Below are 24,341 nucleotides of genomic sequence, written 5' to 3' on the forward strand. Positions count from 1 at the left end.
TCCGTGTCTGGTGCCCGGCACCCTATCCCGGAAGTTCCAGTCGGAACTTGAGCAGCAGCGTTTGCTGCCACCATTGCTCATTGTCGTCCGAGATCATCCACAGCACGAGCGATTCGCCCTCGCGCTGCACCGCCAGTCCCTCGAAATTGTCGTGCTGGAAAGGCGGGGAAAAGTCCGCGATCTCGGTACCGCGTAGCACCTCGCCCGCCTTTGCGCCGCGGATATCGACCAGTTCGATCTTCACGGTGAAGAGCGTCCGCACCGCGAATCGCCGCACCAGCACCAGCAGCCGCCCGTCGGGCAGCAGCGCGGCGTCGCTGGGATCATAGCCGGCGGGCGGGACATAGGCGAGATGGATCGGTGCTCGGCCGCTCGCCGTCGGGTCACCCGGGAACAACAGCATCTCGCGCTGCGCGACGGGACCGCCGCGCGGCCGTGCCGTTTCACCGATCACCAGGAATCGACCGTCGGCGAGCCGTACCATTGATTCGGGGCCGCCATTCAGCGGCCACCGCTTCATGGCATCGGGGAAGGCAACGCCCTGGGTCCTTCGAAAAACCGGATCGAATCGGAAAATCGCATTATGCGCTTCGAAGCCGACCCAGAATTCTCCGGTCGCCGGATCATGCGCGAGCGATTCCGAATCACGGTCGCCCTTATAGGCGCTGACGCCCGGACCACCGGGCAGATCGGCGAATCGCACATCGGTGGGTCGCCAGTCGCCACGCATTCGGAAGCGAACGAGATTACCGCGGTCGCTCAGCAAGGTGAAGCGATCGCCGTCCACGCTGAGCGCGGAATAGCCCGAGAAAGCGAGGTCCGGGCTGGTGAGCCGCACACCGCCCAGATACCGGAGGCGGCCGTTCACTCGACGTGCGGGATCGCCAGGCACCAGCGGCACGGGTGTCGCATCCACCACCGGAAGGTCGCCCAGCGGCATCCGCAATTCCTTGCCGGACGCCGTGAGGAACAGGATCGACAGCGCCAGCGGCGGATAAGCGAGAAAACGGAGCCGGAAGCGCATCGGCTCCTCTTAGCGGCTGGCGCGCAACCCGCCAGTGCTGCAGGTGCGAAGATGAACGGGAAATAACCAAGTCGTTCAGCGTTCGCTCAAGGGAACCGCTCTAACCAGAACGGGTTGTACGCGTACAGTTGCTCTCGCGTAGCGTATCGAGAGACGTTGGGGGTCGGCACCGCAAGGCGCCGGCCCCCTTGTTCGTTCAGTACATGTGCTGGCCGCCGTTGATCGACAGCGTCGATCCGGTGACGAAGCCGCCCTCTTCCGCGCAGAGAAACGCGACCGCACGCGCGATCTCGTGCGCCTGGCCCAGCCGGCCGACCGGGATTTTGGCGACGATCTTCTCCAGCACGTCCGCCGGCACCGCCGCGACCATGTCGGTATCGATATAGCCCGGCGCGATCGCGTTGACCGTTACCCCGAATCGCGCGCCTTCCTGCGCCAGCGCCTTGGTGAAGCCATGGATGCCGGACTTGGCGGCGGCATAGTTGACCTGGCCATATTGGCCGGCTTGGCCGTTGATTGAGCCGATGTTGACGATGCGGCCCCATTTGCGCGTGCGCATGCCCGGGAACACCGCGTGCGCCATGTTGAAGCAGCCGCCCAGATTGATGCGGATCACGTCTTCCCACATGTCGCGGGTCATTTTGAGGATGGTGCCGTCGCGGGTGATGCCGGCATTGTTGACGACGATGTCGACCGGGCCCAGCTCGGCTTCGACCTTCGCCACGCCCGCGGCGCAGGCGTCGAAATCGCCCACATCCCACTTGTACGCCTTGATCCCGGTGCGTTCGGTGAAGGCGGCCGCCTTCTCGTCATTGCCGGCATAGTTGGCGGCGACGGTGATGCCGGCCTCATTGAGCGCGAGGCTGATCGCCTCGCCGATACCGCGGGTGCCGCCAGTGACGACCGCTACACGTGCCATGTGCATTCCTCTCCAATCAAACCCAAGAATTGGCTAGGCGGGGTTCACCCAGCCGGCAAGTTCGCGCCCGATGATCTGTCGCAACAACTCCATGCCCGTGGCGCCGTCATTGAGACAAGGCAAATATGCGAAATCGCTGCCGCCGGACTGGAGGAAGGATTCGCGGCCACGGATCGCCAGCTCCTCCAGCGTTTCCAGGCAGTCCGCGGAGAAACCTGGTGCAACAATCGCGACGCGGCGAATGCCCTTGGCGGGCAATGCTTCCAGCGTCGTGTCGGTCGCCGGCTCCAGCCATTTGGCCCGGCCGAACCGCGACTGGAAGGTGACGATCAGCTCGCGGTCCAGCGCCTCGCCGAGCAGCCGCCCGGTCTTGCGGCAATGGCAGTGATAGGGATCACCTAGCTCGAGCGTCCGCTGCGGCATGCCGTGGAAACTGGCGATGATCGCGTCGGGCACGAAGTCGAGCCTCGCGAGCCCCTCCTCGACGCTGGTCTTGAGCGCCGCGATATAGGCCGGATCGTCATAATAAGGCGGCAGCGTGCGCAGCGCCGGCTGCCAGCGCATCGCCATCAATGCGGCGAAGGCGACGTCGTTGGCGGTCGCCGTCGTCGCCGCGCAATATTGCGGATAGAGCGGTGCGACCAGGATGCGCTCGCAGCCCTGCGCCTTGAGCGCGGCGATCTGCTCCCCCACCGAAGGCTTGCCGTAGCGCATCGCGTGCAGGACGGTCACGCCGGGGCCGAACGCGCCCTCCAGCCCGCGCGCCTGCGCCTTGGTAATCGCGGCGAGTGGCGAGCCGTCCTCGCGCCACACCTGGCCATAGGCGTGCGCCGACTTCTTCGGCCGCGTCCGCAGGATGATGCCACGCAGGATCGGCTGCCAGAGCAGCGGCGGGATCTCGACCACGCGCCGGTCAGACAGAAACTCGCCCAGATAGCGTTTCACCGCGCCCGCATCGGGCGCGTCGGGCGTGCCGAGATTGACCAGCAGCACGCCCACACGGGCGGGCGGGATCTTCGGATGGTCGGCAGGCAGGGTCATTCGGCATCCGATAGCAAGGGCAGGCGCCGAAAGCGCGTGCCGGTGGCGGTTTGTAACGCGTTCGCGATGGCAGGCGCGGTCGGCGGCACGGCGAGTTCGCTCACCCCGCCTGGGTCCGATCCGCTGGGCAGGATTTCGACCGTGATGTCGGGCGTGTTGGCCAGCGTCGGGAGATCAAGATCCGCAAGGGTCTGCACGTCGGCGATGTTCTCGCTGAACGTGGTCGGCGCCCCCAGCGCGGCAGCGAGGCCGAACAACAGCCCGCCCTCGATCTGCTGGCGGACCAAGTCGGGGTTCACCACCCGCCCGCAATCGACTGCCGCGACCAGCCGCTCGACGACGATTTCGCGCTGCGGCGTCAGATGCGCCTCGGCCATCACCGCGATGTAGGAGCCACGGAACGCATGCGCGGCAATGCCCTGCCCGCTTCCCGGCTCGCCCCCCTGCCAACCGCCGAGCTGCGCCGCGGTCTGCAGGCAGCGGGCGAGCCGCGGCTGGTTGCCGAGCATCGCCATGCGGAAGGACAGCGGATCGCGATTGGCGACATGCGCGAGCTCGTCGACGAAGCTTTCGGCGAAGAAGCAGGTGTAGCTGTGCGCGCCCGAGCGCCAATAGCCGGTCGGCACGCCGATCTCGGCCGGATGGTGGTCCACCGCGAGGTTCGGGATCGCATAGGCAGGCGCCGCGCCCTCCACCGCAGAGGGGTCTTCCTTGCCCGGCAGCGCCAGTCCTGCGGCCGTGACGGTATCGCCGGCGAGCAGCCGCGCCGCCAGCTCGCGGCCGGTCGAGGGCGCGGCGATCTTGGCGAGCCAAGCGGAGACGGTGCCGCCCTGGCCCAGCTTGGCGGTGAGCCGCGCAGCGGCGGCCGGGCGGAAGCGATCGCGCCGCAAATCCTCGTCGCGCGGCCAGGTCAGCTGCACCGGGCGCTGCACGGCGTGGGAAATCAGTGCCGCCTGCGCCGCCGCGTCCACTTCCAGCTTCTCGCCGAACGATCCGCCGCCGAGCATCGCATGCACCGTCACCCGCGCCGGATCCAAGCCCAGCGCCTTGGCCGCAGCCGCCCGCGCGAGGCCCGGCGCCTGGGTCGGCAGCCACAGCGACAAGCGGCCATGCGCATAGTCCGCGGTGCAGGTCATCGGCTCCAGCGGCGCGTGGGGGGCGAGGCCGACGCGATAGTCCGCCGTCACCACCCGCGCGCCGCGGAACTCGGCGGCAAGATCGCCCTTCGCCTCGATTCTCGCCCCCTCGCCGTCCAGCGCCGCATCGAGCGCGGCATCGATGCTGTCGTCGTTGATCACCAGGGCCGGGTTGCGGAAGCGCGGACGCAGCGCTTGGAGCGCGCGTTCGGCCGCCCACCAGTTGCTCGCAACCGTCGCCACCCACTGCTTGGTGGTGATGATCGAGAGCATGCCGCGCACGCGGTTCGCCGCCGCGCGATCGACGTGCACCAGTTCGGTCTCGCCCACCGGCCCCTGGCGGATCGCGGCGAAGACCATGTTGGGCAGCCGCACATCGGCGGCGAAGTTGGCGCTACCATCAAGCTTGGCCGGCGCATCGAGCCGCGGCAGCGGCTGGCCAAGCAGCCGCCCGGCCTCGCCGCCGCGCAAGGGAGGCTGCGCCGGCACCTTTTCCTGCGCCGCCGCCTCGGCAAGTTCGCCGAACCCCAGTCGCTGGTTGCCGTGGATCACCGTGCTGCCGGCGGTGCCGCAGGCCTGCCAGTCGACACCCCAGCGCCGCGCCGCCGCCTTGCACAGCAGCACCCGCGCCGCGGCACCCGCCTGGCGCAGATCGTCCTCGAAGGCGCGCACCGAAGTGGAGGCGGCGGTAAGCATCAGGTCGGCGCGCGCGGCATGGCTGCGCTGCACCTTTTCGGGCAGGCCGCCCAGCGCGGCGGCGAACAGCGTCTGCGCCGCCAGCGGATTGGCGTAGAGCGGGTTAAGCGGTGCGGGCTCGACACCGACCAGCTTCCAGTCCGCACCCAGTTCGTCGGCGAGGATCTGCGGAAGCGCGGTATAGACGCCCTGCCCCATCTCCGCCTGCGGCACCGCGACGCGCACCTGCCCGTCCTTGCCGATCTTCAGCCAGGCACCGAACAGGCTTTCGCCCGGACCCGCGCTGAGGTTGGGCGCATAGCTGCGCGGCCACAATCCCCAGGCTACCACCAAGCCCAGTCCCGCGCCGCCACCAACCAACAATCTGCGCCGATCGAGCCTGATGCGGGGTGGAGGTTTGCCAGCCATCTCCCGGCTCTATCGCGCGCCGCGCGCCCACGCCAGCATGGGCTTTCGATCAGCCTGATCGCTCCCCCTTGGGTTTGCGGCGTTTTGGCTCTATCGCGGGGCGAAGTCGTTTCTCACGCCGGGGATTACCGTGCTGCCCACCCTGCTTGCCGCTGCCGGCGGACATCTGCATTTCACCGATCTCCACCTCGATCCGGTGGCGATCAATCTGGGGTTCTTCCAGATCAAATGGTATTCGCTGGCCTATATCACCGGCATCCTGCTCGGCTGGGTCTATCTGATGAAGCTGCTCGCCCGGCCCGGCGCGCCGATGGCCCGGCGCCATGCCGATGACCTCGTGTTCTACGCCACGCTGGGCATCATCCTGGGCGGCCGGATCGGCTATGTGCTGTTCTATGCCCCGGAGATGCTGCAGAACCCGCTGCAGATCCTGATGCTGTGGGAAGGCGGCATGAGCTTCCATGGCGGGGTGATCGGCACCTCGCTCGCGATTGTCTACCTCTCCTGGCAGAACAAGCTCAACTGGTTGCGCGTGCACGATTATGTGGTGTGCTGCGCACCCTTCGGCCTGTTCTTCGGCCGCCTCGCCAATTTCGTCAACGGCGAGCTGTGGGGCAAGCCCGGCGACGTGCCCTGGGCGATCGTCTTCCGCGGCACCGTGCCGGCGGGTATCCCCGAGCCGGCGCGGCACCCGAGCCAGCTCTACGAGGCGGGGCTGGAAGGGCTGCTTCTGTTCGCGGTGCTGTGGTTCTTCTTCTGGCGCACCGATGCGCGTTCCCAGCCGGGCAAGCTCGCCGGCATCTTCCTCCTCGGCTACGGCATGTGCCGCTTCTTCGTCGAGTTCTTCCGCGAGCCCGATCGCCAGCTGGTCTGGCTCGTCGATCTCACCGGGCTGCACATGGGCCAGTGGCTCTGCCTCCCGATGATCGCGGGCGGGCTGTTCCTGATCGCCACCGCGCCGGGCCGCCGCAAGCGGATCGAGGCGATCACCGGGCCGAGCGTCGCCTGAGGTCGCCGCGATGACCAACCCGCTCGACGCCCAGCCCGACGAACGCCGCGACAACGCCGCCGAAGCTGCGTTGCCCGAGCGGCTGGCGCGGGCGATCACGCTCGCCGGCCCGATCCCGCTCTCGCAGTTCATGGGGGCGGCCAACGCGCATTATTACGCGACCCGCGACCCGCTGGGCGCGCGCGGCGACTTCACCACAGCGCCCGAGATCAGCCAGATGTTTGGCGAGCTGATCGGGCTTTGGCTGGCCGATCTGTGGGACCGCGCCGGTCGGCCCGAGATCGCCCGCTATGTCGAGTTCGGCCCCGGTCGCGGTACGCTCGCGAGCGACGCGCTGCGGGCGATGGGCAAGGCAGGGTTCGCGCCGCCGGTCGATTTCCTCGAGACCAGCCCCGTCCTGCGCGCGGCGCAAAAGGAACGCGTGCCGCATGCCGAATGGCATCTCGATCTTGTCGGGCTGCCCGAGGATGCGCCGCTGCTGGTCGTCGCCAACGAGTTCTTCGACGCGCTGCCGATCCGCCAACTGGTCCATACCGCACAAGGCTGGCGCGAGCGGCTGGTCGCCTGCCAGGACACGCTGTTTCTGCCGGTGACCGGCGATCGCGGCTTCGATCCAGTGATCCCGCAGGCGCTGCGCGATGCCGCACCCGGATCGATCCTGGAGACCTCGCCCGCCAGCGTCTCGCTGCTCCGCGCGCTCGCACAGCGGCTACTCGAACAAGGCGGCGCGGCGCTGATCGTCGACTATGGCTATGAAGGCCCGGCGATCGGCGACACGCTGCAGGCGGTGCGCGGCCATGCCTTTGCCAATCCGTTCGACGCGCCGGGCGAAGCCGACCTGACGGCGCATGTCGATTTCGGCACGCTCAAGGAAGCCGCCGAGGCCGAGGGGCTGACCGTCCATGGGCCGGTGACGCAGGGCGACTTCCTCAAGGCGCTCGGCATCGACGAGCGCGCCCGGGCGCTTGCCCGCGCGGCGCCCGAACGCGGCGATGCGATCGCGGCCGATCGCAACCGGCTGGTCAGCGACGACCAGATGGGATCGCTGTTCAAGGTGCTAGCAATTACCGCACCGGGCTGGCCGGTCCCGGCGGGTTTTGCATGATCTATCGCGACGCCACCCCCGCCGATGCCGCCGCGATCGACGCGCTGTTCCGGGAAAGCTTCCAGGCGACCTTCGCGCATCTCTATGCGCCGGCGGACCTCGCAACCTTCCTCGACAAGTTCACCGTTGCGGGTTGGGCGGAGGAGATCGCCGATCCCGCCTTCGCCTTCCGGGTGGTCGAGGATGCGGCGGGCATCGCGGGCTATTGCAAGCTCGGACCGATCAGCCTGCCCGCCAAACCGCAAGGCCCGGCGATCGAACTCCGCCAGCTCTATCTGCTCGATCGCGCCAAGGGCAGCGGCGCGGCGCAGGCGTTGATGGATTGGGCGCTCGCAACGGCCCGCGCGCGCGATGCGGCCGAGCTCTGGCTTTCCGTCTATATCGACAACCACCGCGCCAAGCGCTTCTACCAGCGCTACGGCTTCGAGGATCGCGGACCCTATGCCTTCATGGTGGGCAACCATGCCGATGAGGATCGGCTGATGCGGCTGGCGTTATGAGCGACGTCGAGGTCACCCACGCCCGCGCGCTGGACGGCGTGCCGCACGGCTTTCTCGGCCGCGTCGGCGGCGTATCGACCGGCGTGGTGGCCGGGCTGAACGTAGGCACCGGCTCACAAGACGATCCCGCGGCGATTGCGGCGAACCGCGCTCGCGTGGTCGAGGCGGTACTGCCGGGTGCGCGGCTGGTCACCGTCTACCAGGTCCATTCGGCCGATGCGGTGACGGTGATCGCCCCGTTCGACGAGGCGCTGCGCCCAAAGGCCGACGCCCTTGTCACCAACCAGCCCGGGCTGGTGCTCGGTATCCTCACCGCCGACTGCGCGCCGGTGCTGTTCGCCGATCGGGAGGCTGGCGTTGTCGCTGCCGCGCATGCCGGGTGGAAGGGCGCGATCGGCGGCGTCACCGATTCGACGATCGCCGCGATGGAAGCGCTGGGCGCCCGCCGAGAGCGGATCGCCGCCGCGATCGGGCCCTGCATCGCCCGCGCCAGCTACGAGGTCGATGCCAGCTTCTTCCAGCGCTTCTGCGCGCAGGATGCGGCCAACGAACGCTTTTTCGCCGATGGCCGCCCCGAGCATTTTCAGTTCGACCTGGAGGCCTATGTCGTCCACCGGCTGGCGCTGGCCGGACTGCGGACGATCGAGGCGCTGGGGCTGGACACCTATGCCAACGAGGCCCGCTTTTTCAGCTTCCGCCGCGCGACGCATCGCGGCGAACCTGATTACGGCCGGCAGATCAGCCTGATCGGGCTCGCGGACTAGACGCGGCGTTTAGGCCGCGTCTTCCACCCGCACCTCGGGGGGATGCAGCCGCAGGCGGTTCACCTTGCGTTCGTCGGCATCGATGACTTCGAGTCTCCAGCCGCTGTCGTGCTCCAGGCACTCGCCGACTTCGGGTACGTGCCCGGCGAGCACGAAGGCGAGGCCGCCGATCGTGTCGACATCCTCTTCCACCTCGGCCAGCCGCGGATCGACCATTTCCGCCACATCTTCCAGCTCGGCACGGGCGTCGGCTTCCCAGCCGCCGCCGTCGATCGGTACGATCAGCGCGGCGGGGGTCTCATCATGCTCGTCCTCGATCTCGCCGACGATTTCCTCGATCAGATCCTCGATCGTGATCAGCCCCTCGGTGCCCGAATATTCATCCAGCACGATTGCGAGGTGGGTCCGCTTCACCCGCATCTGCGCGAGCAGATCGAGCGCGCCCATCGATTGCGGCACGTAGAGCGGCTGGCGGATCAGCCCGGCGATGCTCGGCGGATGCGCCTCGCCCTTGGCGAGAATCTCGAACACGTCCTTGATATGGACCATGCCGATGATCGTATCGAGCTCCTCGCGATACACCGGCAGGCGGCTATGCCCCGCCTCGGCGAAGAGCTGGACGAGATCGGCGAAGCTGGTCTGCGCCTCGACGGCGATGATGTCGGCGCGGGGCACGCCCACGTCGCCGGCGTCGCGCTCGCCGAAATGCAGCAGGTTCTTGAGCATCTGGCGCTCGATCGGGGCCAAGTCGCCGGCCGGCGGCGTGCCGCCGTCGCTCTCATGCTCGTCGATGGCCTCTTCCAGCCTGCCGCGCAGCGTCTCTTCCTGTTCCTCGCCGAACAGGAGTGCGCGCAGACTGCGCCAGATGCCGCCATTTTCGTGTCGGGGTTCGGGCGAGCCGGTACTAGGGCCCTCGTTCATGTTGGTGGTCAGTCCTCGCGTACGGGATAGGGATCGTGCAGGTTCAGCGCCGCCATGGCGGCCTGTTCCATCGCCTCCATGGCTTCCGCCTCGCCATCCTCGATATGATCATAGCCTAGCAGATGCAGCATGCCGTGGACAATCAGATGCGTGGCGTGATCGTCCACGGACACGCCGCGCGCTTCCGCTTCCATCGAACAGACGCCGTGTGCAAGCACGATATCGCCCAGCAATACTTCGCCATCATCGCTGTTCTGGGTGACCGCATCGAGCAGGTCGGGCTGGATCATCGGGAAGGACAGCACGTTGGTCGGCTTGTCCTTCTGCCGATACTGGCGATTGAGGGTATGGACTTCGTCGTCACTGGTGAAGCGCACCGCAACTTCGATCGCGCTCGGCGAGCCCTTCCAATCGGCATAGGGCGTCTGCGCGATCGCTGCTTCAGCCGCGCGCAAGGCGAGCGCTTCCCACGCGCCTTGCGGCCAGGGCGATTCGGGGAGGGCGGCAACGTCAAGCATCAGGCGAGGTCCGTCTTGGAGAAATCGTCGCCCTTGTAGAGCAGACGCGCATCATGGGATTTGGCGCACGCATAGGCGAAGCAATCGCCCATGTTGAGTCCGGCGGGGTGACGGCCCTTGCCGAATTGCTGATAGGCATCGAGCGCCAGTTCCAACTCGCGCGCGCCGATCGGCACCAGCGTCAGCCCGAGCTGATCGGCGTAGAGCGCTGCTTCCTGGCGTGCCGCGGCGATATCCATTTCGCGCGAACGCGACAGCGCGGCGACGGTTTCCCAGGCCGCCATCGCGGACCAGAGCGCCGGCGCGCCCTCGACCGCCTCGACCACCAGCCGATCGCGCTCGGGTTCTTCGGCGATGATCGCAACCATCGCCGATGCGTCGACGAATAGCGTCAAGACTCGCCCCACAGCTCGTCAAAAAAGGCCTTGTCGGCAGGCAGCCCGGTGGGCGGCGGCAGCGGATGGGCACGGCGATGTGCGTCGAGCTTGCGGAGCACGTCCTGCGCCCGACCCTTGGCCTGCAGCTCGGCCTTGCGCCGCAACAGGCTGTCGCGCACCGCTTCCGTCTTGGTGGTGCCGAGCGCGGCCGCGACCTCGGCGGCGAGCGCCGCGGTGTCCGGATCCTTGATATAGAGCGATGCCACGCCGCGCGCCTCCGAAAGGGATATCCCGAATGTAGGACGGGATATCCCAGCCTTCAACCTTCGCCCTCATAGGCCGCAACGATGCGCCCGACGATCGGGTGGCGCACCACGTCGCCCACGCCGAAGCGCACCATCGAGATGCCCTCCACACCCTCCAGCCGATCGACCGCGTCGTTCAGCCCCGACGCGTTGGGGCCGCCGGGCAGATCGGTTTGCTTGGGATCGCCGCAGATCACCATTCGGCTGTTCGCACCGAAGCGGGTAAGAAACATCTTCATCTGCATCGGCGTGGTGTTCTGCGCTTCGTCGAGGATGACGAACGCGTCGGCCAGCGTACGACCGCGCATGAACGCAATCGGCGCGATCTCGATTTCGCCGGAGGCGATGCGCCGCTCCACCTGCTCGGCGGGGAGGCAGTCGTAGAGCGCATCGTAGATCGGGCGGAGATAGGGATCGACCTTCTCCTTCATGTCACCCGGCAGAAAGCCCAGTCGCTCGCCGGCTTCCACCGCAGGTCGCGACAGGATCAGCCGCTGGACACTGCCGGTGATCAGCTGCGCCACCGCTTGCGCCACCGCGAGATAGGTCTTGCCGGTACCCGCCGGCCCGAGCGCGAAGATCAGGTCGTTCGAGGCGAGCTCGCGCATGTAATGCGTCTGCGTCACCGAACGCGGCACGATCGTCTTCTTGCGCGTTCGGATCATGATCGAAGGCTTGGGCGCGGTGCTTGTCGATTCCGCGCGGACGATGCCGGTGAACATCGGCTCGCTCGACATCGCGATCACCGCATCGATCAACCCGCCATCCACTTCCTCGCCGCGGATCACGCGGCTGTGCAATTCCTGTAGCACTTCACGCGCATGGGCCACGGCTTCGGTGCCGCCTTCGATCACCACCCGCTGGCCACGCGCGTGGATGTACACGCCCAGCCGCTCCTCGAGCATCAGCAGGTTGGAATCGAACTCTCCGAAGAGCTGCGGCAGGAGCTGGGGCTTGTCGAAGGTGACCTCTACCCGGGATCGTTCGCCGGACTGGGCTGGGACAGGCTTGCGGCTCATGCGGTCCTTTCGGTGTTGGCGCGGGGCGCGGGGATCACGCGGCCCCGAAGGGGCAAACCTTGGCATCGAGCGGAGGTTCCTTGGCGCATGTCGACAGACAAGATGGCAGACGCAAACGTGCCTGCACAGGGGGGATCGTACCGGGCCTCGATGTGCCCCGGATGTGACGCGGGCGCGACACGCCGGGGTGGGACAGCGCCCGGCACCGCGTACCGAAACGGGAACGCCGGGAGATCGCATGCACTTGGAAGCGGTGGCAATGCTCATTACCTGCACCGTCACCCAATCGTAACAATCGGAATCCCGCGATGAAGTATCTGCTTCGGGGCGCGCTTGCCTGCACGCTCCTCCTGTACGCCGGCTCGGCGCTCGCATGAGCCTGGCCGCGATCGGCGCCCCCGTGCCGGATCGGGCTACAGGCTCACCATCAGGTTGAGCGACCCATATTTGGTCCAGCGCCCCGGCGGCGCGTTGGGCGCGTCGCGCAGGAAGCGCCCCTTGGCGAGCAGCACCGCATCGGCCTCCAGCCGCACCGCCTTGCTCAGCCGGTAGCGCACACGCCCGTCGAGCTGGTGCCCGGCAAAGTCCCCCGCCCGACCGCCCGGATCGCGTACCCCGGCGCTGGAGAAGCTGTCGGTCCGCGCGGCGAGCCACATCGGCCGATAGCTCAGCATCAGGTCGGTTCGCGCGTTCGGAGCGGCCTCGGCCTGAAGCGAAGGCGCGACGACGTTGCTGCGCGCGATCGCGTTGTAGAGCCCCGCCGGCGCCAGATCGGCGCGACGCATGCCGAACAGCGTGTCGAACCGGCCATAGCGCCCGCCCGGAGCATCGCCGCTCGCATAGTCGAACTCGGCCATCAGCCGCGGCTTCCAATCGCCCTTCCAGCTATAGCCGACTCTCCCATGGACGAACCAGGCGCGTACCGACTGGCGCGCAGCACCCGCCACCAGGCTGACCGACTGCGAGCCCGTCTGCCCAATCGCCTCGACTTCATAGTCGAGCGACGCCGGCGCCGGATCGCGCGCGATGCGGATGCTCGCGGTGTCGAGCGAGCGATCCCGAGTCGGGCGCCCGGGCGTGTCGTGCTCGCCGAGGTGGAAGTAACTCGTCTCGACCAGCGCCGGGCCGATCGTCCGCGCGCGGCTGATCAGCCCGCCCCACAGCACCAGCGCCGCGCCCTCGCGATCGATCGCCGGCTCGTTCGACAGCAGCGCATCGAGATCGTCGGGCCGCCGGCGCTGCGGCATGGTGTAGATCGCCGTCGCCGCCCAGCGCCCCGCGCTCCAGTCCGCGCGCACGCCGGTATAGCCGTTGGTCGTGTTGCGATAATCATCGGCCGCGACCAGCCGCCGCGAGCCCAGATTAAGCATGAACCGCCCCGCCTGCAGCTTCATCTTCGATCCGCGCCCGAGCGCCGCACCGAAATCGAGCTGCACATAGGCCTGCACCGGCTCGAGCGTGTTGACCTCGCCCGTCGTCACCGGCGAGCCGTGGTTGCCGTTATAGACCCGGCTGTCCCACAGCTCGCCGACCACGCTTACCGGCCCATGCTGGTAGCGCGCGAGCAAGGTTGTGCGGAAATTGACGAGCTGGTCGCTCTCGTTGAAGCCGGCGCGCGCCTGCCCGTAGATCGCCTCGTAGCGGACGCGCTCGCTGGCAGCGAAGCTCAGCCCCTCGGCGGGGGGCGGCAACACTCCCTGTGCGTGGGCGGCACCTGCCACCCCGCATGCGAGCGCCGCGAACGACCTGATGCACCTGAACATTCTAGTCCCCCCGGATCCGACGCGGTGCCCCTACGCCGAATCCGGGCGGCGGGTCACGCCGAAACGGCGACCAGCTCGCGCCCGGCAAGCGAGTTCGGGCCGGCGCTGACCAGCTCGACCTCGATCAGGTCGCCGATCCTGGCCGATGTCTCCAGATGGACCGACTGCAGCCAGGGCGACTTGCCGATCATCTGGCCGGGGCGACGCCCCACCCGCTCGATCAGCACGGCGCAGTGTTTGCCCACACTGGCCTCGTTGAAAGCCTGGGAATGGCGGGCAAGCGCCGCCTGCAGCCGCTGCAGCCGTTCGTCGGCCACCGCGTCCGGCACATATTGGTCGACCCAATCGGCCGCCGGCGTGCCCGGGCGCGGCGAATATTTGAAGCTGAAGCACTGAGCATAGCCGACGGCGTCGACCAGCTGCAGCGTCTCCTCGAACTCGGCCTCGGTCTCGCCGGGAAAGGCGACGATGAAGTCGCCCGACAGCGCGATGTCCGGCCGCGCGGCGCGGACGCGCTCGATAATGCGGAGATAGGAATCGCGCGTGTGGCTGCGGTTCATCGCCTTGAGGATGCGATCGCTGCCCGCCTGCACCGGCAGATGCAGGAACGGCATCAGCTTGCCCACATGCGCGTGCGCCTCGATCAGCCCCTCGGCCATGTCGTTGGGATGGCTGGTGGTATAGCGGATCCGCGCGAGCCCCTCGATCCGGTCGAGGGCCACGATCAGGTCGTGCAGGCCGCGGCCATCGTCATCGCTCCAGGCGTTGACGTTCTGGCCGAGCAGCGTGATCTCGCGCGCGCCGGCATCGACCAGCGCCTTGGCCTCGTCGACGATCGCGCCGTACGGCCGGCTCACTTCGGCGCCACGGGTATAGGGCACCACGCAATAGGTGCAAAATTTGTCGCAGCCTTCCTGCACGGTGAGGAACGCGCTCGCGCCGACCTTGCGACGGGTGGGCAGCTTGCCGAACTTGCTGGCCAGCGGCATGTCGGTATCGAGACCAAGCTCGCCCCTGGCGGCCTTGTCTACCAGATCCGGCAGATTGTGATAGGCCTGGGGCCCCACCACCACGTCCACCTTGGCGCGGCGGGCAATTTCCTCGCCCTCCGCCTGGGCGACGCAGCCGGCGACCGCGATCATCGGCTTGCCGGCCTCGCGCAGCTTGAGCCGGCCGATCTCCGAATAGACCTTCTCGGTCGCCTTCTCGCGGATATGGCAGGTGTTGAGGACGACGAGGTCGGCTTTGTCCGCATCGGCGGCGACGAGGCCCTGGGCGGCCATCAGCTCGCCCATGCGCTCGCCGTCATAGACGTTCATCTGGCAGCCGTACGACTTGACGTGATAGGTCTTGGGGGTGGTCATGATCGGCGCGCCTATACGCGGAAATCACGGCAGAAAACAGGCCTGTAGTCCTCCCTGGAAGAACGCGCTCCCCTTCCGCTTGCGAGTTTCAGGTCGGTCAGGCCCCCGGCCTGACCTAAACGATGCGGGGCATCGTTTACCTGAAGCTGGGTCGGGGGAGGGGCCGACGTGGAAGACGCGCTGATCCGTTTCAGCCCCTCCTCTAGCCCCTCCTCTAGCCCCTCCCGCAAGCGGAAGGGGAACGCAGGTGGCGCGTTCAGCCCTGCCCTTGCGCCTGCGCCTTGTACCCGATCGGATCCTCGGCGAAGCGGAACGGCCGCAGCGGATGCCCGAGCGTGCGCACCAGCGCTTCCTCGATCCGCCGCCGGCTCTCCGCCGCGATCGCCTTGCGGCCGGGGAAGTCGCGCGGATCGAAGGGTTCGAGGAAATGTACCCGCAACCGGAAGCGCTGCTTGCGCGCCAGCACGCGCTTGGCGTTGTTGAGGCCCCGCTCCTGCCCGATCCAGGCGATGTCCTCGGCCGCGGTACCGTATTCGAGCATCACCGGTTGCACCATCACGCCCGGCGGCGGCGGCTCCAGCACGCGCAGCATCGGCGTCTTGAACGGCAGCAGCGACTTGCCGTCGGTGGTCGTGCCCTCGGGGAAGATGGTGACCGCCCAGGTCTCGGCCAACGCCTCGCGCAGCTGGTTGATCTGCTCGGCAACACCCATACGGTTCTCGCGCTTTACATAAACCGTGCGGTTGAGGCTCGCGAGCCAGCCGACCAGCGGCGAGGCGCCGATCTCCGCCTTGGCGACGAACGCCGTGCCGCTCGCCCCGCCCAACGCAAGGATGTCGATCCAGCTGAGATGGTTGGAGACGTAGAACACGTCCCGCTTGAGCGGCGTGCCGACGCGCTTGACCCGCGCGCCCGCGATCCGCGCCGCGCTCGCCAGAAACAGCCGGGGCCAGGGCGAGGGCAGCCGCACCAGGCGGAACAGATAATGGAGCGGCACGTGCACCAGCAGCGCCAGCCCGAGCCGCGCGATACGCAACCAGACGCGCGCGAGCTCCGCCCCGGTCAGCCGGGTCGGCACTCCTTGGGTCGCGTCCTCGCGGCGGCGCCGGGCGCGCTCAGTTCTTGCGTTCGAGCGCAACCCCGTAGAGTTCCATGCGGTGGTCGACGAGGCGGAAGCCGAGGCGTTCGGCGATCTGCTTCTGCAGCAGCTCCAGCTCGGGGTCGACGAACTCGATCACCTTGCCGCTCTCGACATCGATCAGGTGATCGTGGTGTGCCTCGGGCGCCGGCTCGTAGCGGGCGCGACCGTCGCCGAAATCGTGGCGATCGAGGATGCCTGCCTCTTCGAACAGCCGGACGGTGCGATAGACGGTGGCGATGGAGATGCCGGGATCGATCGCGGCAGCGCGTTCATAGACCTTTTCCACATCAGGATGGTCGTCGGCATCGGAAAGCACGCGCGCGATCACCTTGCGCTGTTCGGTGATGCGCAGCCCTTTTTCGTGGCAGAGCGCTTCGAGATCAATCTTGCGAACCATGACACCGCTGTAGCGCCATTGGCGTCACGGGAAAAGGGCAAGCCGCTCGCTCATACTGATCGAGTCGATGCGAAAACGCCGGCCGCGGACGGGGTCCGGGCCGGCGCTTCAAGGCTTGTCCGAGAGGACGTGCGCTCAGCGGGTCTTGCGACGCTTGGTGCCGAGGCCGATTTTCTTCGCCAGGCTGCGGCGCTGCTCGGCATAGTTCGGGGCGACCATCGGATAGTCGGCCGGCAGGTTCCACTTGGCGCGATACTGTTCCGGAGTCATCTGATAGTGAGTCATCAGGTGACGCTTGAGCATCTTCAGCTTCTTACCGTCCTCGAGGCAGACGATATAGTCGGGCTTGACCGAAGCGCGCACCGAAACGGCCGGCTCCTGCTTCACTTCCGGCTCCGGCTGCACGGTGCCGAGACCGGTGAGCGCGCCATGCACGTTCTGGATCAGCTGCGGCAGGTCCGACACGGCGACGCTGTTGTTGCTGACATGCGCAGCGACAATATCGGCGGTCAGTGCGATCAGGGTTTCCTGAATTTCAGAGGAAGCTTCCATGGTATTCCTTTCGACCCGTTCACGGCGACTATTCTGGATGTCGCCTGAAGCGTCCTATCGTGCGAAGCTTGATGATTGGCAAGAGATCGCGTCGCAATGGTTATAATTTTTATGCAAGCGAACGTGCCAAAGTGAGAGCATCGAGCGTTAGACCACTAGTACCGCGATAATAGCCGCGTCGTTCACCGATCTTCTCGAAGCCCTCGCGGTGATAGAGGTGGATCGCTCCATTGCCCGCGCGGACTTCAAGATGGACCTTGGTCGCGCCGCGATTGCGCGACTCAGCAATCACCGCACGCAACAACGCTCCGCCCACGCCAAGTCCCCGCGCCCCGGGACTGGTCGCCAGCAACAACAGTTCGGCTTCGTCGAGCATCGCGCGTGCCATCGCAAAGCCGACGTCGCGACCGCCGATATTGGCGACAACGAGCCAAACGCCCGAAAGCGCCATCATTCCCACGCATTGTGACTGCGTCCAGGCTTCGCCGAATTCGGGATCGAAGGCGGCCTGCATGATGCGGTTGACCGAGACCAGGTCGTGCACCCCGCCTTCGCGCAACTCGATCGGCTGGGGCGCGGCGGTCATGCGAGTCCCCGTTCGGCCAGCGTCTTGGCGTCGGGGCCACGCCCATAGAGCGGGCGCGGCGGCAAGGTGGTGAAGGCAGGCGGCAACAGCACCGCATCGGCGGCGCGGGGCAGCACCTCGCGCAGGTCGAGCCCCTCGGCCAATGCGGCCAGGCGGCGGACGCCGCTGCCGAAGGCGGCGCGGCCGTCGAGCGCAGCGAGCGCGGCCTCCGGCTGCAGCGAAGCGAGCGGGGCGATGTCGGCCAGCGGCGTCGCGAAATGCTGGACGAAGACTTCGCCGTGTCCGCCTTCGAGCACCACGGAGAGCTGCTCCAGCGCGGGATCGCCGGCGAAACCGGCAGCCGCGATCAGCGCAAGCGAGGAATAGCCATGCACCGGCACGCCCCAGCCGATCGCGAGTCCGCGCGCGGCGGCGAGGCCCACGCGCACCCCGGTGAAGCTGCCGGGACCGACATCCACCAGAATGGCATCGGCACGACCGCCGCCGGGCAGCTCGCCGATCATCGGGATCAGCCGCTCGGCATGGCCGCGGCCGACCAGTTCATGCCGTTCGGCAAGAACGACGTCGTCCGCCAGCAACGCCACCGAGCAGGCGGCGGTGGCGGTTTCGATCACGAGCAGTCGCGGGGCTTCAGCCATCGCCCCGCGCTAGCCAAAGAAACGGGGGCAGGTCAAATCACCCGGTTGAACTGATCGAATGTCGGGCGCGGCGAACGCGCGTGCAGGCTCGAAGGATCGCCCACGCCCAGCGTGGCGATGAAGTTCGATTGCACCCCCGGCTGATCGGCGAAGAAGGCCTCGTCGACCTTGGCGTTGTCAAAGCCCGACATCGGCCCGGTATCGAAACCCAGCGCGCGCGCCGCGATGATGAAATAGGCCCCCTGCAGCGAGGAATTGCGGAACGCCTGTTCGCGGCGGCCCTCCTCGGTGGGGAACCAGTTCCTCGCCTCGGGCGCGTGCGGAAAGAATTGCGGCAGATGCTCGTGAAAATTGATGTCGTAGCCGATGATCACGCTGGCGGGTGCCTTGCGGATCTTCTCGGCATTGCTGCCGCTCGACAGGCTGGCCAGCGTGTCCTTGCCATCCTGGCCGAGAATCCAGACGAACCGTGCCGACTGCTGGTTGACCGAGGTGGGACCCATTTTGAGCAGATCGTAGATCGCCTCGATATCGGCCTGGGTCACCGCCTGGTCGGTATAGCCGTTGAAGCTCCGCGCCGTGCGGAAGATCGTATCAAGGGCGACGTCGTTCAGCGGCTGGCCCATGGCCTGCGATCCTTTCTGTGAGTATCGGGGAGAGAAGCCGGGCGCGCGATCAGATCGCGCGCACCTCGGTCACTTCGGGAACATAATATTTGAGCAGCTGCTCGATCCCGTTCTTCAGCGTGGCGGTGGACGACGGGCAACCCGAGCAGGCACCCTGCATCTGGAGGAACACCTTGCCCTCGTTGAAACCGCGATAGACGATATCGCCGCCGTCATTGGCGACCGCCGGACGGATGCGGGTATCGATAAGTTCGCGGATCTGCGCGACAATGTCGGCATCCTCGGGATTGTCGCCGAAATCGGCGCTTTCGGGCGGCACGCTGAAGCCGGCGGCCGAACCCTGCATGAACAGCGGCATGTTTGCCGAGAAATGATCGAGCAGGATGCCGAGCACGTCGGGCTTGAGGCCGATCCAGTCGACACCGGGCGCGGCCGTCACCGAGATGAAGTCGCGACCGAAGAACACCCCGGTCACGTCGCCCAGCGCGAACAGCGCGGTGGCGAGCGGCGACGCCTCGGCCTCTTCGGGGCTGGCGAAATCGCGGGTGCCCGCTTCCATCACGATCCTGCCGGGCAGGAACTTGAGCGTGGCGGGATTGGGCGTGGCTTCGGTCTCGATCAGCATGGCGCCCACATGGGCGCGTCCTTGCGCGGGATCAAGCGGGTGCGCGGGAAACGCTGCGTTGCCGGGGGGAAGGTGGAGGCGAGCTGGATCTAAAGCCCCTCCCCTTCAGGGGAGGGGTTGGGGTGGGGCCTGAGCTGCGTGCGAGTCCCTTGCGTATCGGTCAGCCCTCACCCCCAACCCCTCCCCTGAAGGAGAGAGGCTAAGAAGTGGCCTCCCCCTCGCCGCACGCATCGTGTAGGCCCGCCCGCGATGTTTAGCCGTCCGCTGCTCGCCTCGCTCCTTCTCGGCATTGCCTCCGCCACCGGCTTCGCGCCGCTGCAATGGTGGCCGCTCACGCTGCTTTGCTTCGCAGGGCTGTTCGCGCTGGTCTACGCAGCGACCACCCTCCGCAGCGCGTTCTTCCGTGCGTGGCTGTTCGGGCTCGGCCATTTCACACTGGGCGACAACTGGATCCAGCACGCCTTCGACTTCCAGGACAAGATGCCGCCCGCGCTCGGCTATGCCGCGGTCGTCCTGCTCGCGGTGTATCTAGCGATATACCCGGCGCTGGCGATGGGTGCGGCCTGGTTCTTCGCGCGGAAGGTGTCGCCCCGGTCGGGCTGGATCGAGCCGGACCTCGGCTATGTTCTGGCTGCCAGTGCCGCATGGATCGTCACCGAATGGCTGCGCGGGGTGGCGTTCACCGGCTATGCATGGAATCCGCTGGGCGTGATCTGGGTGCCGGTGCCGGGCGTGCGGAACCTCGCGACGCTGATCGGCACCTATGCGCTGTCCGGCGTGACGATCGCGATAGCCGGCAGCCTGTACCTTGCCTTCCAGCGCCAGTACCGTCCGCTGCTCGTCGTCGCCTTGACGCTGCTGGGGCTGAACCTACTCTGGTCGGATCGTTGCGACCGCATCCGCTGTATCAGCACCGCCAGCGGCAGGGAGGTGGTGATCGTCCAGCCGAACATCGGCCAGGACGCGGTCAGCCGCCCCGACTATGCCGAGTATCTGCTCAACCGGATGATCGCGCTCAGCGGCAAGCCCGGTGCGCTGCCCCGTCTGGTCGTCTGGCCCGAGGGCATGGTCGATTACTTCGTCGAGGATGGCTATCCGGTGCAATGGTATCGGCAGGACCCGCGCATGGTCCGCGCCCGCATCGGCGCGGTGCTGGGGCAGTGGGATCAGGCCCTGATCGGCGGCAACGCCCTTGAGTTCGGCCGCGACAACCAGCTGCAGGGCGCCGGCAACTCGGTCTGGGCGCTGGGCCCCGACGGCATGCTGGGCGGGCGCTATGACAAGGCGCATCTGGTGCCCTACGGCGAATATCTGCCGATGCGCACGCTGCTCGCCCCGCTCGGCCTCGCCCGGCTGGTGATGGGCGATGTCGACTTCCTGCCCGGCCCGGGCCCGCGCGCGGTTGCCGTGCCCGGCTTCGGCAATGCCGGCGTCCAGATCTGCTACGAGATCATCTTCTCCGGTCAGGTGGTCGACGCGGCGCATCGCCCCGACTTCCTGTTCAATCCCTCCAATGACGCCTGGTTCGGCACCTGGGGGCCCCCGCAGCATCTGGCGCAAGCCCGACTGCGCGCGATCGAGGAAGGCCTGCCGATCCTGCGTTCCACCCCCACCGGCATCTCGGCGCTGATCGACGGCCATGGCCGTGTGCTCGGCGCCATCCCGCCGGGCGAGGCCGGCGCGATCCACCTGCCGCTGCCGCGCCCGCTTGCGCTGACGCTGTTCTCGCGCGTCGGCAACTGGATGGTCCTGCTGGTGGCGGCGCTTGCGGGGTTGTTCGCGATTGCCAATCGGCGCTTCGCCCGCTAGGGAGCACATATAAGGAAAGCTTTATATGGGCATGGCAACGGCCCGGCGATCCTTCCCAACCTGAGGAATTTACATGCGTTCCAACTATCTCTTCACGTCCGAGTCCGTTTCCGAAGGCCATCCCGACAAGGTCGCCGACCAGATTTCCGACTCGATCGTCGACCTGTTTTTGTCGAAGGATCCCGAAGCGCGTATCGCCTGCGAGACGCTGACCACCACCCAGCTCGTGGTGCTTGCAGGCGAAATCCGCTGCAAGGGCGTGTACGAGAACGACGCCTGGGCCCCGGGCGCGCAGGAAGAGATCGAGAAGACCGTCCGCGAGACGGTGAAGCGCATCGGCTATGAGCAGTCGGGCTTCCACTGGGAAAGCTTCCGCTTCGAGAACAACCTGCACGGCCAGTCGGCGCATATCGCGCAGGGCGTGGACGCGAGCGGCAACAAGGACGAAGGCGCCGGCGACCAGGGCATCATGTTCGGTTTCGCCTGCGACGAGACCCCGGACCTGATGCCGGCGACGCTCTACTACAGCCACAAGATCCTCGAGCGCATGGCCGCCGATCGCCATTCGGGCGCAGCGCCGTTCCTCGAGCCCGACGCCAAGAGCCAGGTCACGCTGCGCTTCGAGAACGGCAAGCCGGTCGCCGCGACCGCCATCGTCGTCTCGACCCAGCATGCGCCGGGTTATGACACGGGCGACAAGGAAGCCGAGCTCCACGCCTATGTGAAGAAGGTCGTTGCCGACCTGCTTCCGGCCGAGCTGCTCTCGGACGCGACCGAGTATCACATCAACCCGACCGGCTCGTTCGAAATCGGCGGTCCGGACGGTGACGCCGGCCTGACCGGCCGCAAGATCATCGTCGACACCTATGGCGGCGCGAGCCCGCACGGCGGCGGCGCGTTCAGCGGCAAGGACCCGACCAAGGTCGATCGTTCGGCAGCGTACATCACCCGCTATCTGGCGAAGAACATCGTCGCCGCCGGCCTCGCCGCGCGCTGCACGATCCAGCTCGCCTATGCCATCGGCGTGTCCAAGCCGCTGTCGCTCTATGTCGACACCCACGGCACCGGCACCGTCGGCGACGACAAGATCGAGCAGGCGATCCAGGGCATCGAGAAGCTGGGCGGCCTCACCCCGCGCGGCATCCGCACGCACCTCGGCCTCAACAAGCCGATCTACCAGCCGACCGCTGCGTACGGTCACTTCGGCCGCAAGCCCGAGGGCGACTTCTTCCCCTGGGAGCGCACCGATCTGGTCGAAGACCTGAAGGCCGCACTCGCCGCCTGAACGGTCTTTCTGATCCGAAGATGAAAAGAGCCCCGCCGGCACCCGCCGCGCGGGGCTTTTTCGTGCCCTCCCCTCCGCTTGTTTCGGCTGCGACCTATAAGGTCTTTTGGGCCCGTCATGGTTAACACGGGCAGCGGAGGGAGTAGCAATGGTTCTCGACATGGAGGACTGGCAGGCCGCACCGGTACCGGGCCTGCATCTCGCATTTCGACCGGTACACGACGTCATCAGCGCCCGCGTCTTCGCTTATGAGGCGGTGCTGCGCGGCCCCGACGGCGAGGAAGGCGACGACATCCTCGCGAGGATACCCGCCGAGCGCCATGCCGAGCTCGACCGCCGCGTCGCCGCCGGTGCGGTGACCAGGGCGATGGAGATGGGTCTCGGCACCACCACCGCCCGCCTGCTGATCCCGATACACGCCGCCGCGGCCGCCCCGGCGGACGCAGCGCTCGCCGCCGCCACGTTGGCCGGGCAGCGCACCGGCCTGATCCCCGAGCGGATGATCTTCGGCATCCACGGCTTCGCCGACGTGCCCGGCCAGCAGCTCGCCGACCTTGTCGACGGCCACGCCCGCGCGGGCGCGCTCACCGCCTTCCTCGGCCTGGGGCACGATCCGATCGGCTTCAGCCCCTGCGTGCGCTACCGCCCGGCGATGGTGCGGCTCGATCCCGATCTGGTGAACGGCATCGACTCCAGCTGGTCGCGCCGGCTGATGCTCGAGGAACTCGCACCGCGGTTGCGCGAGCACGGCATCCGCGTGATCGCCGATGGTGTGTCGCACGAGGGCGTGCTGCGCCGTCTGCGCAGCTTCGGCATCTTCCACCTCCAGGGCGATCTGGTCGCGCCGCCGATGCCCGGCATGCTCCCGCCCACCCGGATCGCGCGTCCCGCCGCAGCCGCCTGATATGGTGTTAGCCCGAGCGTCGCCATCAATGCTCGGGTAATCAGTTCCGGCTACCATTCGAGACAAGGGGATCCAGCTTGGAGATGCCCCGTGCTCGACCAAATCGCTTCGGCTCCTCGCCAGGAACCCGTGCCCCGCGACTGGTTCGCGATGGCGTTCCAGCCGGTCGTCAACACCTCCACCCTGATCGTCACTGCCTATGAGGCAACGTTTCGCGGCCCCGCGGGGGAACGCCCCGCCGCATTCGTCGAGACGCTGCCCGAGGAGAAGCGCGCCACCTTCGATCTGCGCTGCCGGGTCGCCGCGATCGAGCAGGCGATGGAACTGGGCATCATCGAACGCCACACCCGCCTCGCGGTCAAGGTCATGCCCCGCTACATCGGCGATCCGGAGGCCGATGCCGATCGCATGCTGCGCATCGTCCGCCGCCTCGGCTTTCCGGCGCGCGAACTGGTGTTCGAATTCAGCGACCGCGACCGTCTCGAAAGCGAGAAGATGCTGCGGCTGATGAAAGCCTATCGCAAGCTCGGCTTCCTGATCGCCTTCGATGATTTCGGTGCGGGGGACATGGGGCTGGACCTGCTTTCCGGCTTCACCCCGGATACGCTCAAGCTCGCCCCCGAACTGGTCCACAGCCTGTGCAGCAGTTGGGCCAAACGCATCGTCGTCGAGCGGGTCGCCGAGATTGCGAAGAAGAGCCGCATCCGGTTGATCGCCGAGGGCGTCTCGACTCGCGCCGAGCATGATCGGCTTCGCGCGCTGGAGGTGACGCTGATGCAGGGCGACCTGATCGCGCTGCCGCAAGTAGGGGCGTTGCCCGCCCCTGCGCTGCGGCTCAACGCAGCGGCATGAGCGGCGAATCGCGGAATCGTTTGCCGTCGCCGAATGCAAGCTTCGTAGTTTCCCCAA

26 protein-coding genes are annotated in these 24,341 nt (G+C 67.3%); 8 read left to right on the forward strand and 18 right to left on the reverse strand.

Annotated elements, in window-relative coordinates; all coding sequences use genetic code 11:
• Positions 1-22: 22 nt before the first annotated feature.
• The 4 genes from RT655_RS08765 to RT655_RS08780 all read right to left on the reverse strand — a co-directional run bounded on the left by RT655_RS08765 (position 23) and on the right by RT655_RS08780 (position 5,224).
• Positions 23-1,024, reverse strand: a complete 1,002-nt coding sequence (locus RT655_RS08765; RefSeq protein WP_313536171.1) for an esterase-like activity of phytase family protein — start codon at positions 1,022-1,024, stop codon at positions 23-25.
• Positions 1,025-1,220: 196 nt separating this feature from the next.
• A complete protein-coding gene (gene phbB, locus RT655_RS08770; RefSeq protein ID WP_313536172.1) occupies positions 1,221-1,943 on the reverse strand; it encodes an acetoacetyl-CoA reductase in 723 nt (240 codons plus the stop codon).
• Between the two features lie 33 nt (positions 1,944-1,976).
• A complete protein-coding gene (hemH, locus tag RT655_RS08775) occupies positions 1,977-2,984 on the reverse strand; it encodes a ferrochelatase (protein ID WP_313536173.1) in 1,008 nt (335 codons plus the stop codon).
• Positions 2,981-5,224: a molybdopterin cofactor-binding domain-containing protein gene (locus RT655_RS08780; protein WP_313536174.1), complete on the reverse strand. Its 2,244-nt coding sequence runs from the start codon at positions 5,222-5,224 to the stop codon at positions 2,981-2,983. Before RT655_RS08780 ends, hemH begins: the two co-directional genes overlap by 4 nt.
• Positions 5,225-5,354: 130 nt before the next feature.
• Between RT655_RS08780 and lgt the strand changes: the two genes are divergently transcribed.
• Genes lgt through pgeF form a run of 4 tightly spaced genes read left to right on the forward strand, consistent with a single transcriptional unit; the run spans position 5,355 to position 8,602 of the window.
• The gene (gene lgt / locus RT655_RS08785; protein WP_313536175.1) at positions 5,355-6,233 is read left to right on the forward strand and encodes a prolipoprotein diacylglyceryl transferase; all 879 of its coding nucleotides are present in this window, start codon (positions 5,355-5,357) and stop codon (positions 6,231-6,233) included.
• A gap of 10 nt (positions 6,234-6,243) precedes the next feature.
• Entirely contained in the window at positions 6,244-7,338 is a 1,095-nt protein-coding gene (locus RT655_RS08790; protein WP_313536176.1) for an SAM-dependent methyltransferase, read from the forward strand.
• On the forward strand, positions 7,335-7,838 hold the full coding sequence (locus tag RT655_RS08795) for a GNAT family N-acetyltransferase (RefSeq protein ID WP_313536177.1): 504 nt from the start codon (positions 7,335-7,337) through the stop codon (positions 7,836-7,838). The genes RT655_RS08790 and RT655_RS08795 overlap by 4 nt, the downstream gene beginning before the upstream one ends.
• On the forward strand, positions 7,835-8,602 hold the full coding sequence (gene pgeF, locus RT655_RS08800; RefSeq protein ID WP_313536178.1) for a peptidoglycan editing factor PgeF: 768 nt from the start codon (positions 7,835-7,837) through the stop codon (positions 8,600-8,602). The genes RT655_RS08795 and pgeF overlap by 4 nt, the downstream gene beginning before the upstream one ends.
• Positions 8,603-8,611: 9 nt before the next feature.
• On the opposite strand, the gene RT655_RS08805 is transcribed toward pgeF, so the two are convergent.
• The 14 genes from RT655_RS08805 to RT655_RS08870 all read right to left on the reverse strand — a co-directional run bounded on the left by RT655_RS08805 (position 8,612) and on the right by RT655_RS08870 (position 19,434).
• Positions 8,612-9,523 (reverse strand): hemolysin family protein, encoded by a 912-nt coding sequence (locus RT655_RS08805; protein WP_313536180.1) that lies wholly within the window; start codon positions 9,521-9,523, stop codon positions 8,612-8,614.
• An 8-nt stretch (positions 9,524-9,531) separates the two neighbouring features.
• Positions 9,532-10,041: an rRNA maturation RNase YbeY gene (ybeY, locus tag RT655_RS08810; protein ID WP_313536181.1), complete on the reverse strand. Its 510-nt coding sequence runs from the start codon at positions 10,039-10,041 to the stop codon at positions 9,532-9,534.
• Positions 10,041-10,436, reverse strand: a complete 396-nt coding sequence (locus RT655_RS08815; protein WP_313536183.1) for a type II toxin-antitoxin system VapC family toxin — start codon at positions 10,434-10,436, stop codon at positions 10,041-10,043. The genes ybeY and RT655_RS08815 overlap by 1 nt, the downstream gene beginning before the upstream one ends.
• Positions 10,433-10,684 carry a type II toxin-antitoxin system VapB family antitoxin gene (locus tag RT655_RS08820; RefSeq protein WP_313536185.1) on the reverse strand — a complete coding sequence of 84 codons (252 nt, stop codon included), beginning with the start codon at positions 10,682-10,684 and terminating at the stop codon, positions 10,433-10,435. Before RT655_RS08820 ends, RT655_RS08815 begins: the two co-directional genes overlap by 4 nt.
• Positions 10,685-10,737: 53 nt before the next feature.
• Positions 10,738-11,742 carry a PhoH family protein gene (locus RT655_RS08825; protein WP_313536186.1) on the reverse strand — a complete coding sequence of 335 codons (1,005 nt, stop codon included), beginning with the start codon at positions 11,740-11,742 and terminating at the stop codon, positions 10,738-10,740.
• A 413-nt stretch (positions 11,743-12,155) separates the two neighbouring features.
• Positions 12,156-13,436: an alginate export family protein gene (locus tag RT655_RS08830; RefSeq protein ID WP_313536187.1), complete on the reverse strand. Its 1,281-nt coding sequence runs from the start codon at positions 13,434-13,436 to the stop codon at positions 12,156-12,158.
• A 122-nt stretch (positions 13,437-13,558) separates the two neighbouring features.
• Complete coding sequence (gene miaB, locus RT655_RS08835; RefSeq protein ID WP_313536188.1) at positions 13,559-14,869, reverse strand: tRNA (N6-isopentenyl adenosine(37)-C2)-methylthiotransferase MiaB; 1,311 nt, start codon at positions 14,867-14,869, stop codon at positions 13,559-13,561.
• Positions 14,870-15,125: 256 nt separating this feature from the next.
• Entirely contained in the window at positions 15,126-15,947 is an 822-nt protein-coding gene (locus tag RT655_RS08840; RefSeq protein ID WP_313536189.1) for a lysophospholipid acyltransferase family protein, read from the reverse strand.
• 37 nt (positions 15,948-15,984) lie between these two features.
• Positions 15,985-16,407: a Fur family transcriptional regulator gene (locus RT655_RS08845; RefSeq protein WP_066724328.1), complete on the reverse strand. Its 423-nt coding sequence runs from the start codon at positions 16,405-16,407 to the stop codon at positions 15,985-15,987.
• A 135-nt stretch (positions 16,408-16,542) separates the two neighbouring features.
• Positions 16,543-16,959, reverse strand: a complete 417-nt coding sequence (locus tag RT655_RS08850) for a MucR family transcriptional regulator (RefSeq protein ID WP_064310290.1) — start codon at positions 16,957-16,959, stop codon at positions 16,543-16,545.
• 109 nt (positions 16,960-17,068) lie between these two features.
• On the reverse strand, positions 17,069-17,545 hold the full coding sequence (gene rimI, locus RT655_RS08855; RefSeq protein WP_313536192.1) for a ribosomal protein S18-alanine N-acetyltransferase: 477 nt from the start codon (positions 17,543-17,545) through the stop codon (positions 17,069-17,071).
• On the reverse strand, positions 17,542-18,183 hold the full coding sequence (tsaB, locus tag RT655_RS08860) for a tRNA (adenosine(37)-N6)-threonylcarbamoyltransferase complex dimerization subunit type 1 TsaB (protein WP_313536193.1): 642 nt from the start codon (positions 18,181-18,183) through the stop codon (positions 17,542-17,544). The genes rimI and tsaB overlap by 4 nt, the downstream gene beginning before the upstream one ends.
• A 32-nt stretch (positions 18,184-18,215) precedes the next feature.
• Positions 18,216-18,809 carry a malonic semialdehyde reductase gene (locus tag RT655_RS08865; RefSeq protein WP_313536194.1) on the reverse strand — a complete coding sequence of 198 codons (594 nt, stop codon included), beginning with the start codon at positions 18,807-18,809 and terminating at the stop codon, positions 18,216-18,218.
• A gap of 49 nt (positions 18,810-18,858) precedes the next feature.
• Entirely contained in the window at positions 18,859-19,434 is a 576-nt protein-coding gene (locus tag RT655_RS08870) for a NifU family protein (protein ID WP_313536195.1), read from the reverse strand.
• Between the two features lie 249 nt (positions 19,435-19,683).
• On the opposite strand from RT655_RS08870, the gene lnt reads away from it, so the two are divergent.
• The 4 genes from lnt (at position 19,684) to RT655_RS08890 (ending at position 24,284) form a co-directional block, all read left to right on the forward strand.
• A complete protein-coding gene (lnt, locus tag RT655_RS08875; protein WP_313536196.1) occupies positions 19,684-21,243 on the forward strand; it encodes an apolipoprotein N-acyltransferase in 1,560 nt (519 codons plus the stop codon).
• Positions 21,244-21,316: 73 nt separating this feature from the next.
• The gene (gene metK, locus RT655_RS08880) at positions 21,317-22,528 is read left to right on the forward strand and encodes a methionine adenosyltransferase (protein ID WP_313536197.1); all 1,212 of its coding nucleotides are present in this window, start codon (positions 21,317-21,319) and stop codon (positions 22,526-22,528) included.
• Positions 22,529-22,676: 148 nt separating this feature from the next.
• Complete coding sequence (locus RT655_RS08885) at positions 22,677-23,432, forward strand: EAL domain-containing protein (protein WP_313536198.1); 756 nt, start codon at positions 22,677-22,679, stop codon at positions 23,430-23,432.
• Between the two features lie 90 nt (positions 23,433-23,522).
• On the forward strand, positions 23,523-24,284 hold the full coding sequence (locus tag RT655_RS08890; protein ID WP_313536199.1) for an EAL domain-containing protein: 762 nt from the start codon (positions 23,523-23,525) through the stop codon (positions 24,282-24,284).
• The last annotated feature ends 57 nt before the right edge of the window (positions 24,285-24,341 follow it).

Source organism: Sphingomonas sp. (assembly GCF_032114135.1).
Taxonomy (GTDB): domain Bacteria; phylum Pseudomonadota; class Alphaproteobacteria; order Sphingomonadales; family Sphingomonadaceae; genus Sphingomonas.

Excerpts from the sequence above, each read along its gene's own strand:
- RT655_RS08765 (WP_313536171.1), bottom strand. The coding sequence starts at position 1,024 with ATGCGCTTCCGGCTCCGTTTTCTCGCTTATCCGCCGCTGGCGCTGTCG.
- phbB (WP_313536172.1), bottom strand. The coding sequence starts at position 1,943 with ATGGCACGTGTAGCGGTCGTCACTGGCGGCACCCGCGGTATCGGCGAG.
- hemH (WP_313536173.1), bottom strand. The coding sequence starts at position 2,984 with ATGACCCTGCCTGCCGACCATCCGAAGATCCCGCCCGCCCGTGTGGGC.
- RT655_RS08780 (WP_313536174.1), bottom strand. The coding sequence starts at position 5,224 with ATGGCTGGCAAACCTCCACCCCGCATCAGGCTCGATCGGCGCAGATTG.
- RT655_RS08790 (WP_313536176.1), top strand. The coding sequence starts at position 6,244 with ATGACCAACCCGCTCGACGCCCAGCCCGACGAACGCCGCGACAACGCC.
- RT655_RS08795 (WP_313536177.1), top strand. The coding sequence starts at position 7,335 with ATGATCTATCGCGACGCCACCCCCGCCGATGCCGCCGCGATCGACGCG.
- pgeF (WP_313536178.1), top strand. The coding sequence starts at position 7,835 with ATGAGCGACGTCGAGGTCACCCACGCCCGCGCGCTGGACGGCGTGCCG.
- RT655_RS08805 (WP_313536180.1), bottom strand. The coding sequence starts at position 9,523 with ATGAACGAGGGCCCTAGTACCGGCTCGCCCGAACCCCGACACGAAAAT.
- ybeY (WP_313536181.1), bottom strand. The coding sequence starts at position 10,041 with ATGCTTGACGTTGCCGCCCTCCCCGAATCGCCCTGGCCGCAAGGCGCG.
- RT655_RS08825 (WP_313536186.1), bottom strand. The coding sequence starts at position 11,742 with ATGAGCCGCAAGCCTGTCCCAGCCCAGTCCGGCGAACGATCCCGGGTA.
- miaB (WP_313536188.1), bottom strand. The coding sequence starts at position 14,869 with ATGACCACCCCCAAGACCTATCACGTCAAGTCGTACGGCTGCCAGATG.
- RT655_RS08845 (WP_066724328.1), bottom strand. The coding sequence starts at position 16,407 with ATGGTTCGCAAGATTGATCTCGAAGCGCTCTGCCACGAAAAAGGGCTG.
- RT655_RS08850 (WP_064310290.1), bottom strand. The coding sequence starts at position 16,959 with ATGGAAGCTTCCTCTGAAATTCAGGAAACCCTGATCGCACTGACCGCC.
- rimI (WP_313536192.1), bottom strand. The coding sequence starts at position 17,545 with ATGACCGCCGCGCCCCAGCCGATCGAGTTGCGCGAAGGCGGGGTGCAC.
- tsaB (WP_313536193.1), bottom strand. The coding sequence starts at position 18,183 with ATGGCTGAAGCCCCGCGACTGCTCGTGATCGAAACCGCCACCGCCGCC.
- RT655_RS08865 (WP_313536194.1), bottom strand. The coding sequence starts at position 18,809 with ATGGGCCAGCCGCTGAACGACGTCGCCCTTGATACGATCTTCCGCACG.
- RT655_RS08870 (WP_313536195.1), bottom strand. The coding sequence starts at position 19,434 with ATGCTGATCGAGACCGAAGCCACGCCCAATCCCGCCACGCTCAAGTTC.
- lnt (WP_313536196.1), top strand. The coding sequence starts at position 19,684 with ATGTTTAGCCGTCCGCTGCTCGCCTCGCTCCTTCTCGGCATTGCCTCC.
- metK (WP_313536197.1), top strand. The coding sequence starts at position 21,317 with ATGCGTTCCAACTATCTCTTCACGTCCGAGTCCGTTTCCGAAGGCCAT.
- RT655_RS08885 (WP_313536198.1), top strand. The coding sequence starts at position 22,677 with ATGGTTCTCGACATGGAGGACTGGCAGGCCGCACCGGTACCGGGCCTG.